Raw genomic sequence first — 9,314 nt, 5'->3', positions numbered from 1 at the left:
ACACTGGCTAATAAGCTGGCACGATGAGTACCAAAATGATCCATAGCCCCCGATTGGATTAACGCTTCAATCACACGCCTATTCACTTTTCGTGTATCGACCCGCTGGCAAAATTCAAATAAATCTTTAAAGGATCCTTGACGTCGCGCTTCAATAATATTTTCAATGGCAGCTTCACCTACACCTTTGAGTGCACCCAATCCATAAACAATATGTGGTTTATTATTTGGCGTATTAGAAGATGCTGCGGCATCGTAATTAACAGTAAATTTATACTGACTCACATTGATATCTGGCGACTCAACAATTAAACCATTTTCTTCAGCATCTAAAATGAAATTTACCACCTTATCAGTGTTATCCATATCAGAAGAAAGCACAGCCGCCATAAATTCTGCAGGATAAAAAGCTTTTAACCAAGCCGTCTGATAAGACAATAAAGCATAGGTCGCCGAGTGCGATTTATTAAATCCGTAGCCTGCAAACTTTTCCATCAAATCAAAAATTTGATTCGCGCGATCTTCAGGAACACCGCGTTCTTTTGAGCCCGTCACAAAAATTTCACGTTGTTCAGCCATTTCTTCGAGTTTTTTCTTACCCATCGCACGGCGTAATAAATCAGCAGCACCGAGCGTATATCCCGCAAGTACTTGGGCAATTTGCATCACTTGCTCTTGATATAAAATAACGCCGTATGTGGATTTTAAAATAGGTCCTACATCGGGATGAAGATACTCTACTTTTGCTCTTCCGTGTTTTCGATCGATAAAATCATCCACCATTCCCGATTGCAAAGGTCCTGGTCTAAATAACGCAACCAAAGCGATAATTTCATCAAAGGCATCGGGTTTTAAGCGCTTAATTAAATCCTTCATACCTCGTGATTCAAGCTGAAATACCGCCGTTGTGTTGCACGCTTGTAATAATTTAAACACTTTAGGATCATTTAAAGGGATTGATAAAATTTCAATAGGTAATTCACATTGGGTTTTTCGATGCGCATTAATCGTTTGAAGTGCCCAATCAATAATGGTTAATGTTCTCAAACCCAAAAAGTCAAATTTTACAAGTCCAACCGCTTCTACATCATCTTTATCAAATTGCGTAACTAAATTTTCTCCACCAGATTCACAATAAAGCGGTGTGAAATCGGTCAATTTTGAGGGTGCAATAACCACACCTCCCGCATGTTTTCCTGCGTTTCGAGATATTCCTTCTAATTTTAGCCCAAGATCGATCAAGGTTTTGACTTCTTCTTCCTCATAATATCGATTCAATAATGCTTCATCTTGTTTGAGCGCTTTTTCTAGTGTCATTCCCAATTCAAAAGGAATTAATTTTGCAATTTTATCGACAAAACCGTAAGGATGTGCCAATACACGACCCACATCACGTACTACAGCTTTCGCAGCCATAGATCCGTAGGTGATAATTTGCGCCACACTTTCTCGACCATATTTATCTGCCACATACTCAATCACGCGATCGCGCCCTTCCATGCAAAAATCAATATCAAAATCCGGCATTGAAACTCGTTCTGGATTTAAAAAGCGTTCAAACAGTAAATCGAACTCCATAGGATCAAGATCGGTAATATCTAACGCATACGCTACCAATGATCCCGATCCTGAACCACGCCCAGGCCCCACAGGTATATTATTTTGTTTAGCCCAACGAATAAAATCGGCCACAATTAAAAAATAGCCTTCAAATCCCATCGAAGTAATGACATCAAGTTCGAGCGCTAATCGTTCATTGTAAATGTTTTTTTTCTCAGCGAAATTATCAGGCGATGACACAGATAATTTTTGTAATCTTTTTTCGAGACCCTGATATGCTTCTTGTCTAAAAAATTCATCCATAGTCATACCAGAAGGGACTGGAAAAGTGGGCAAATAATTTTTGCCTAAGGTTAATGGCAACGTGCATCTTTTTGCGATTTCGATCGTATTTTGTAGTGCTTCTGGAATGTCAGAAAAAAGCTCATACATCTCAGCAGGTGTTCGTAGATATTGTTTTTCACTATAGAGTTTTGGCCGAGATGGATCTTCCAGAGTATGTCCACTATTGATACACACACGCGCTTCATGAGCTTCAAATTCATCCGATTCTAAAAATCGCACATCATTAGTAGCGACGACTGGTAAATTTAATTCTTCGGCTAATCGCAACGTGAGTTGTACCGTTTTTTCATCATCGTTTCGCCCTGTGCGCATTAATTCAAGATAAAATCGACCAGGAAATAACGAAGACCATTCACTAGCCAACTCTTGAGCTAATGCAGAATTTTCCGACAACAACGCTTGTCCGATCTCACCAAATTTTCCTGCCGATAACGCTATCAGTCCGTCTGTGGCTCCATCAAACCATTCTCGTTCGATGATCGGTAAACCAGTAGATTGCCCTTCTAAATATGCGCGTGACACTAAGCGAGTGAGATTGCCGTAGCCCATTTTATTTTGGCACAACAGCACTAATCGGGACGGCGCCGAGGGTGAGCCAGGATTAGCGATTAAAACATCGGCGCCAATAATAGGTTTAACGCCCGCTGCTACGGCTGCTTTATAAAATTTTACCATGCCAAATAAATTACAATGATCAGTAATGGCTACTGCTGTCATGCCCGCCGCTTTGGTTGCGGAAACCAGCGGTTTTATGCGCACAATGCCATCAACGAGTGAATACTCGGTATGCAAATGTAAGTGGACGAAGTCTTCGGACATCACGTTTTTCTCTGCAGTATCTTGCTGGTGTGATGGATAGTATATCTAAAAGGAAGGGGTCAAGTCATCGTATATTAAGACTTACCCTACTTTCTCAAAAAACTTTTTTACTGGTCCAAAACTTCTACGGTGCACCTCACTAGGCCCCAACTCTGCCAAAGCCGCTAAATGCACCTTAGTTCCATACCCCTTATGCTGCGCAAAGCCATAGCCTGGATACAGAGCGTCTAATGTGATCATCTCTCGATCTCGTGTGACCTTTGCGATTACAGAAGCTGCACTTATCAGAGGCTCCAGGTCATCACCCCCGATAATGGTTTCAACGACACAGGATAATTTCGGCGCTTGATTTCCATCCACCAGGGCAAGTTCAGTATCTACCCCAAGACCCTCCACCGCTCTTTTCATCGCCAGAAACGTGGCTTGAAGAATATTGATCTCATCAATCTCTGCGACTTCAGCCCGGCCTACAGCCCAAGCAACTGCCCCCGCAGTAATTTCTTGATACAGCCTCTCACGTGCCGACTCAGACATTAGCTTAGAATCCTTCAGGCCTTTTAGGGTACGCACGTCTGGCATAATAACCGCTGCGGCCACCACAGGCCCTGCCAGTGGACCTCGCCCGGCTTCATCGATGCCAGCCATTCTTTGATGATAGATCCTTTTTTCCATTAGTAATCCTATATTTAGATCAGCTACATTTGCTTAAGCATATAGAACTAGGGGTTATTAAACAAACTGCCAGGTCTAATCTGTGGAAATATTTGTTTGAATTTGCATTTATCATTGGCGTTAAAGTATTGTATACAGCCCCCATTGGTTGGTACTGAGACCGATTTAACTGACCACGTATCAAGGACACCTGCGGCAATAGACTTCAATACTGTTACTACATCTACTGCATCAATTTGTAGTTCATATTTATGTTCGATTCTTTTAGATTTATGGCCATTTTTATCTTCCTGTTCATCATTAATTCCTAAACAATTTGGCGTAACACTGTTATTTAAATCTGCATAGTAATCACCTTGTGAAATTGATGGAATTTTCCATTGGCCGACAATTGGATTTTTTGATAAACCAATAACCTCAACACCTTTAGTAAAATCTATGCATGATAAATGATTCATTATCCTATTATGTTCATAGCCGTTTTTATTATAAAAATCGTATGCTTTACGCTGATTTATATCTGATGGTGGAAGTATAAAGTTAGGATTAATAAACTTTGAAACTGCAGCCCATACTTCATGTAATACTGTTCCATACTCGTATAAAAGAGAATCAGTTGATTCAAAATCCAATGATTTTGCAGCAAGTAAGCCGACATTTAATTTACCGCTGTTATTAGATAATTCATCTTTTTTATCGCTTATTTCCTTAATTCCCAATAACATATCCCTCGAATTAACAATAGGTGAATAGCTAAGATACTTTGCCATTTTTTCATTTGCGCTTAGGGCTTGTTCAATTAATTCATTAATCCCGTAATCCTCTTCAGGCATAGGAATTTTCGACATTTGTATCCTCAATACATGTAAAAAAACATGATGATAATTTTACTGGCTAAGCTGCCTCATCAAATCGATCCACGTCTATTTCATCTGAATGCTGACGAATCTGCCACACATCATACTGCGCCTGAAGATTAATCCACATCTCGATACTATTTCCAAAGAATTTAGACAAACGTAACGCCATCTCAGGACTAATACCAGACTTGCCATTCAACAAACGTGACAGTGTAGTACGCGTCACGCCAATTCGGATAGCGGCTTCCGTAATCGTTAGATCAGTATTGTCAATCAACGCATCCTTCACTATTAACCCAGGATGTAAAGGTTTATGCATCACCATATGTATCTCCTCCTAATCAGTGGTAATCCAAATAATCAATCAATTGAGCATTACCACCTTCAAATTTATATATCACTCGCCAATTACCATTTACAGTCACAGAAAAGTAATCATGCAACTTCCCCTTAAGCTTATGAAAACGCATGCCAGGCAAATCCATATCTTCAGCTCTAACCGCAGCATCCAAGCGTTGTAGAATTATTTTCAGCCTTAATTCATGCTTGGCTTGAATGCCTGACGTACTGCCAGTTTCATAGAACCTCTTGAGCCCTTTATGTTTCCATGACTTAATCATACTGTATAGTGTAGCGTAACACGTAACGTTTGTCAAGCTATACTAGAAGAGCACGGAGAGTAAACTACCCTTGCAGAGCCATACAAAACTTGAGATTATTGAGCAATCAAAGGTATCCGCTTAAGCAAAGCGCAACCTCACTGAACATTAAAGGTTATCAAGATGAAAAAATGTCGTGTTGCTGTAATCGGAGTGGGTTATTTAGGTCAATTCCACGCAGAAAAATTCGCCCACTCACCTCTTGCTGAATTAGTAGCAGTTTGTGATACCCATGCAGAACGCGTAAAACCCATTGCTGAAAAATATAGCGTAAGAGCAACAACCGATTACAAAGAATTGATGAATCAAGTCGATGCCGTTAGCATCGTCGTTCCTACCGCGCAACATCATTCCATTTGTAAAGATTTTTTAATGGCTCAAAAACATGTGCTCTTAGAAAAACCCATGACTAAAACAATCGAACAAGCGAATGATTTAATTCAATGCGCACAAGAACAGCAATGCATTCTTCAAATTGGTCATTTAGAACGTTTCAATCCCGTTGTACGCGAAATGAACTCCATTGTTGAAAATCCGCGTTACATCCAATGCACTCGTATTTCACCTTTTAAACCACGCGTCACGGATATTAATGTCATTCATGATGTGATGATTCACGACATCGAGCTGGTTTTACATTGGGTAAAATCGCCCATAAAATCCATTACTGCTTCTGGAAAAAAAGTACTCACAGAACGCATTGATTTTGCTAATGCACGAATCGAATTTCAAAATGGTTGTATTGCAAATCTTACTGCAAGCCGAGTCAGCGCAAAATCTCAACGCGAAATAAAACTCTTTCAAAAAAATCTTTATCTCGAAGCCGATTTACAAAATAAAAAATTGTTTACTCATCAACCACAGCTCGCAAATTCTCAAGAAATAACCATGCAAGAACAATCATTTGAAATCGGAGATGCTTTACGCGATGAATGCGATGCATTTCTTACCAGCATTATTAGTAAGTCCCCTCCTGTCGTATCGGCTGAAGCAGGTCGCGCAGCATTAAGTACCGCACTAGATATTACGCGGATTATTGCCGATCAACTGGCTCAGGAACAACTAGGCACTCAAGCTGATGCTCTCTGGGTTCAAAATGCATAAAACTGATCTACTCATTATTGCCGGTGAACCTTCAGGGGATATGCATGCGGCGAAATTAGTGCATGAACTGCTCCATTCGCAACCTGACCTACGCATCAGTGCCATGGGCGGTGAACAATTAGAAGCTGCGGGTGCAAAAATTATCGTTGATTGCAAAGAATTAGCCGTAGTCGGAGCCATCGAAGTGCTTAAAGTGTGGCGACAAATACGTAACGCATTTCAGCAAATGAAAAAAATTATTCTTGAACAAAAACCTAAAATTGTCATTTTGGTCGATTATCCTGGTTTTAATCTGCGTATGGCAAAGTTTGCAAAACAACATGATTGTCAGGTTATTTATTACATTAGCCCTCAAGTATGGGCCTGGAATCAACGTCGAGTCCATAAATTAAAACGGTGGGTCGATGTCATGGCCGTGATATTTCCCTTTGAAGTGAATTTTTTTCAGAAGTTTAATGTCAACGCGCAATTTGTGGGTCACCCCTTAGCGGAAAAACCTTTATGCGCTCTTTCACCAACCGAAGCAAAAAAACAATTGAATCTATCTCTCGAAAATCCTGTTATAGCGTTAATTCCCGGCAGTAGACAATCAGAAGTTCACAGTTTATTACCTGCCCTTCTCGATGCAGCTACTCTGCTATACTCTAAAAATTCGTCACTAGAATTTATTCTACCTCAAGCAAGTAACATCGATTCAAATTGGCTGAATGAACAACTGGCGACTTGTTCCACACCCATTAAAGTCACCACAGAAAATCGATATACCACGATGCAAGCCTGTGATATTGCTATCGCTGCAAGCGGAACTGTCACACTAGAATTAGCTCTGCTCGAAAAGCCGATGATTATTATTTACAAAACCAATCCCATCACTTTTTGGCTTGGAAAAAAAGTAATCAAACTCAAATTTTTAGGTTTACCCAATATCATTGCGGAAAAATCCATTGTACCTGAACTGTTGCAATCAGAAATGACTGCAGAAAATATCGCTAGACATACCCAAGAGCTTTTATCCCATTCTTCAGTGTACGGAGCTCAAAAAAATGCATTATCTCAAATTCATCATCACTTAAAAGATGAAGACAATAAAACGTCATTGAGTAATCTTATTTTGAGTTTTTTGTAATGTTATGATGACCAAATCCAAAAATAACACTTGCTTTGAGATACGAAGCGTATTTCCTGTTCCGAAGCTAGCGTCATTCCGAGATCTTACTCGTTGACGCTAACCGTTATTTTTTCACAGCCTTCACACCGACCTCAGCTTTCACCGATGCTTCTTTTTTATCACTCCAACCTGTTACAGCATTTTTAAGTGTTACTATTCTGGCTCGAGAAATAACACCATATTTTTGCGGCTCTATACTCTTTAATCGCGCCAAATTTTCTGGATCTTTTTGTTCTAATTTTTTTAAAAAAGTGTCTAATGCTTTTTCATTGCCTTTTTCAGCTTTTTTTAAGGCTACGAGGGCAGGTAACAATACATTCAACTTAAATGTTATTGCCTGTTTTATCGATTTAAAAGGCTGATCTTTAGTCCCAGTTTTAGGTTGAGTATTAGTTGTAGGTTTTGATAAGACTGACGTTAGATCAATAGCATGATGTCTGTCTTGCTCACTTACAACAGAGGGTTTTATCTCTTCTAAACTCTTGATTAACTCGCCTACGCTAGGTCTTTCGTCAATAGTAGGTGCACGGCCTTTTCTCAAAATATCAGCAATCTCAGGGTTACAACCATCAAGCATAGTCTCTACTCTCTCATCAGCGTTCGCCATATGACGTGCTAATGTCGGAAAAGATATCCCACTCCACAATTGAGCCAACGTCGTAGCAGCTGCGTACACATCAGCGGCAGGGGTTGGATTAGTACCCCACATCATCCGCACTTCAGGCGCTAAATAGCCTTGTGTTCCCGCGCGTATAGCTGCATTATCTGGATTACTTTCTTTTGATTTATCAGCATACACAGACACATCGAAATCAAAGAGCCTGACTTTAACTGGACTCTTTGAGGTATCGACTATAATATTTTCTGGCTTAATATCTCTGTGGACTACACCACGATCTGAAATCTGTTTTATTTGTTGAAGTAGGCCAATTGATATTTCATATCGTTCTTGATCAGTCAGCTTACCTTCATTAATCAGATCTCTTAGGGTTTTGCCTTTAAGTCGTTTCATAACTGTTGCGCCTGATGTAAGAGAAGTTTGTACAGGTGCCTTTGATTTTACAGTCCCAGCTTCTCTCATCATTTTCCCTTCACGATCAAGTCTTTCTTGAAATTCCTCGGGTTTTTCCTTATTTTCTTGTCTAACAAATTTAACCGCACGCTTCGCATTTTCAGGACCATAAGTCTTCCCTTGTCTGTCCTCAAATCCACTACCGTCAGATTTTGGTCTCAATGTCTTGAGCACGGAACGAACTATACCCGATGCACCTGAACCTAAAGAACCTGAGTGTAGTACTTCATACCTAACACCCTGTTCCTTTCCTTCTTTGCGTTCTCTTTTAAGCAAATCATGACTTAATGAGAACTTCAGTTCTTTCCCGCCCTCTAATTTCACATTATATTCAACACCAGCCTTCCAAGATTTGAGATCAGGGTGTTGTTCAATATACTTTAGAATTATGGCTTGATCTTGGGTTGGAAACTTCTCTAGATCGATGTGTCTCACAGCTTCTTCGGATATTTGAGCCTCAACTACTGCTGGTTGGCCTGAAACTTCTGCTACTTTTATATCTTGGGTAGCAATCTTTGCTTCTTCAGGATGAGCAGATTCTTCAGCTGTAGCACTCACATCTTTTCTCGTCACTTCTATTTGCGGAATTGGTTCTGATTGAGATTCCCCTGCTTTAGCTTCAGCAATTTCCACAGCCTTAGCTTTCAAATTATTCAGGTTCTCATTCATTTTCTGAATTCTTTCATCGAATTTTGGAATTATAGAATTTGTATCATCTATAAAGTCGAATTCAGGATCTATTTTCTCCTTAAATTCTTTGAGTCGATTCAGCATTTCATCGATTTTAACCGCATCAGGCTTCTCAATATTAATTTTCAAAATAAACTTTTTATACTCTTCAAAGACATTATCAATATTCCTCTCTTTAAGGAATTGATCAAAATTAAATTCACTCTTTTCACCTTTATTCATGACTGGCACCTCCATACATACTCTACGATAAACTTAATGCTGTAATTCTCTCTTAGCTCTATACCAGTATCTGCCAAGTTATCAGCTCAGGTCGCTTCTTCCCCGCATATAATTATAGCCTATCTCCAGATGGTCAACCGGCGG

At 39.8% G+C, this 9,314-nt stretch carries 8 protein-coding genes; 2 read left to right on the top strand and 6 right to left on the bottom strand.

From position 1 onward, the window contains the following. The 5 genes from dnaE to K2X50_06250 form a co-directional block, all read right to left on the bottom strand. Window positions 1–2,723 (bottom strand): DNA polymerase III subunit alpha (gene dnaE, locus K2X50_06270; protein ID MBX9586846.1); only part of this gene is annotated, 2,723 nt, incomplete at its 3' end. A gap of 81 nt (window positions 2,724–2,804) precedes the next feature. After that, the gene (gene rnhB, locus K2X50_06265) at window positions 2,805–3,395 is read right to left on the bottom strand and encodes a ribonuclease HII (protein ID MBX9586845.1); all 591 of its coding nucleotides are present in this window, start codon (window positions 3,393–3,395) and stop codon (window positions 2,805–2,807) included. Between the two features lie 47 nt (window positions 3,396–3,442). Then, on the bottom strand, window positions 3,443–4,243 hold the full coding sequence (locus K2X50_06260) for a hypothetical protein (protein MBX9586844.1): 801 nt from the start codon (window positions 4,241–4,243) through the stop codon (window positions 3,443–3,445). A 46-nt stretch (window positions 4,244–4,289) separates the two neighbouring features. Beyond that, the gene (locus tag K2X50_06255) at window positions 4,290–4,580 is read right to left on the bottom strand and encodes a HigA family addiction module antidote protein (protein ID MBX9586843.1); all 291 of its coding nucleotides are present in this window, start codon (window positions 4,578–4,580) and stop codon (window positions 4,290–4,292) included. A 16-nt stretch (window positions 4,581–4,596) separates the two neighbouring features. Further along, a complete protein-coding gene (locus K2X50_06250; protein MBX9586842.1) occupies window positions 4,597–4,875 on the bottom strand; it encodes a type II toxin-antitoxin system RelE/ParE family toxin in 279 nt (92 codons plus the stop codon). Between the two features lie 162 nt (window positions 4,876–5,037). Here K2X50_06250 and K2X50_06245 point away from each other — a divergent pair, with 162 nt between their 5' ends. Both K2X50_06245 and lpxB read left to right on the top strand, forming a co-directional pair. Then, the gene (locus tag K2X50_06245; protein MBX9586841.1) at window positions 5,038–6,018 is read left to right on the top strand and encodes a Gfo/Idh/MocA family oxidoreductase; all 981 of its coding nucleotides are present in this window, start codon (window positions 5,038–5,040) and stop codon (window positions 6,016–6,018) included. Then, window positions 6,011–7,144 (top strand): lipid-A-disaccharide synthase, encoded by a 1,134-nt coding sequence (gene lpxB, locus K2X50_06240; GenBank protein MBX9586840.1) that lies wholly within the window; start codon window positions 6,011–6,013, stop codon window positions 7,142–7,144. Before K2X50_06245 ends, lpxB begins: the two co-directional genes overlap by 8 nt. A gap of 106 nt (window positions 7,145–7,250) precedes the next feature. Here the strand turns inward: lpxB and K2X50_06235 are convergent, their stop codons facing one another. Continuing rightward, window positions 7,251–9,170, bottom strand: a complete 1,920-nt coding sequence (locus K2X50_06235; protein ID MBX9586839.1) for a protein kinase — start codon at window positions 9,168–9,170, stop codon at window positions 7,251–7,253. Window positions 9,171–9,314: the final 144 nt, after the last annotated feature.

This window comes from Gammaproteobacteria bacterium, from assembly GCA_019748175.1.
In the GTDB taxonomy this organism is placed as follows: Bacteria; Pseudomonadota; Gammaproteobacteria; order JAIEPX01; family JAIEPX01; genus JAIEPX01.
This window is presented reverse-complemented; position numbering and strand designations above follow the sequence as displayed.